At 50.6% G+C, this 1,665-nt stretch carries 2 protein-coding genes and 2 pseudogenes; 3 read left to right on the top strand and 1 reads right to left on the bottom strand.

All coding sequences use genetic code 11. The annotated features are described in order from the left end of the window. Positions 1-119 (top strand): annotated as a pseudogene (locus tag E0L35_RS26775) (IS30 family transposase); the annotation flags it as partial. 159 nt (positions 120-278) lie between these two features. Beyond that, complete coding sequence (locus E0L35_RS25225) at positions 279-671, top strand: hypothetical protein (RefSeq protein WP_138801707.1); 393 nt, start codon at positions 279-281, stop codon at positions 669-671. A gap of 91 nt (positions 672-762) precedes the next feature. On the opposite strand, the gene E0L35_RS25220 is transcribed toward E0L35_RS25225, so the two are convergent. Further along, complete coding sequence (locus E0L35_RS25220) at positions 763-1,260, bottom strand: hypothetical protein (RefSeq protein ID WP_138801706.1); 498 nt, start codon at positions 1,258-1,260, stop codon at positions 763-765. 216 nt (positions 1,261-1,476) lie between these two features. On the opposite strand from E0L35_RS25220, the pseudogene E0L35_RS25215 reads away from it, so the two are divergent. Then, positions 1,477-1,665: pseudogene (locus E0L35_RS25215) on the top strand (hypothetical protein); the annotation flags it as partial.

Genomic DNA, 1,665 nt, shown 5'->3' with positions numbered 1-1,665 from the left:
TCGTTGCCAAGTTGAACAATCGCCCCAGAAAACGCTTGGGGTATCGGACACCGGCACAAGTGTTCCTGGGAGAGTATTCAGGGGCGCTGAAAACCGCGGGTGCTGCGCTTAATGTTTGAATTCAGGATCAGTCAGCTTGGTTAAAAACAAATCAACCTGCCCCATTTACATGGATCAAAATAAAATCGATCTGACCCCTTTAGTTTTGGTTTCCCTTACACATAACGCCACTGTTAAGCGGCGGCCTTTTTGTAGCGAAGCGGAGAAAAGGCTGTCCGGTGGACGGTCGCCATGCCGAGAACGAAATTGAAAAAATTATTATTTTCAATCAACTACAGGAACTTGCGTTACTTAAGGTTACCCACCAAACTGCTATAAACCATAGCATAAGGCGTAATTTGATGATGAAATTTCCCCTCAATTTTCGTGTAGGATTGATGGCAGTTACTTTCGTTGTTTCCGGCATCATGGCCGTGTTTATGTTCTGTCTCAGTGTTAGCGTGGGCCTATGGGGATGGATGACGAAAGTAGCTTGGGCATATGTCGATGGAGGCTTTGCTGACAGCAACTTGCTCGGGCTTATGTTCTTGATCTCTATATTCCTGCTCGCCGGATCATACTTCCGATGGGTAGCCAAAGACGCTGCTCGCTTCGTACTGAGCCCTGAATAAGCCTAACGTTTGACGTACCGGCGCAGCCGGTTGGGCATCCCCTCGATGGAATGGTTAGGCTTCGCGCACATCAACACTTGCGGCTGTGCCTTCAAAAACGGAGGCCCGGGTGCCTTTCACGAACCCTATGAAGAACCCGGTTTAGAAAGCAATCGACGAGCCCGAAGAGGCTGATGGTGACTTCAGGGTAGCGATCAGTCGATACCTTGATGTATGTGGCGATTAGGTTCGCCTCCGATGCAAGAAAAATTCGTCGATGATCGGCGTGAGCATGTCCTATAGAGAATGTCTGCATGTGCATGAGTGCGTTCAGTGCATTCCGATAGTTCGATTCCCAGTTCCCGGGATCACCTTCCGAGATGTTCACGATCTTGACGTCGATTGAACCGAAGTCATCGTCCATAAGGCCGCAGAACTCGTTTACCTTCCTTGCGTGAAATCCGAATTCAAGCAGATCGGGCACTATGGCCTCGTTCCACTGCGCACCCCATTCGCCAGGAAAAACTGCGCCGGTGAATGCAACTAGGCGAAGCGCACGAAGCCTTGCCTGAATGATGTGAATTTCGGTGAGTCTGTCTGCGTTGCTCATGCGTGGTGAGATCCGGTGATGTCAGTTGCGACGCCTAACGCTGGAGTTGAGCGGCGGCCCGTCAGGGCCGTCCGCTTGAACGATTTGATACTCATTGCGCCTTCTCCCCTAGCTCAGCCCGTTTGGCTAAGCTGAAAAGGCGACCAAACCTAACAGGAGAAGACCCAATGAACTTTTACAATAGCACTCACCGTCACTACTGTGGAATTGATCTGCATGCCCGTAGCCCGTAGCCTGTATGTCTGTATGTCTGTATGTCTGCATGTCTGTATCTTGGGTCAGCAGGGCGACACCCTTCTGCATAAAGAGATTCCAGCCAAACCAGAACCTTTGCTCCATCTGATCGAACCCTACCTGGACGAGCTGATCATCGGCGTCGAATGCATGCACTGCTGGTACTGGATC

Origin of the sequence: Halomonas sp. ATBC28 (genome assembly GCF_005937175.1) — a bacterium.
Lineage (GTDB): Bacteria > Pseudomonadota > Gammaproteobacteria > Pseudomonadales > Halomonadaceae > Vreelandella > Vreelandella titanicae.
The sequence above is the reverse complement of the archived record's forward strand: the minus strand, read 5'-3'. Positions and strand labels throughout refer to the sequence as shown.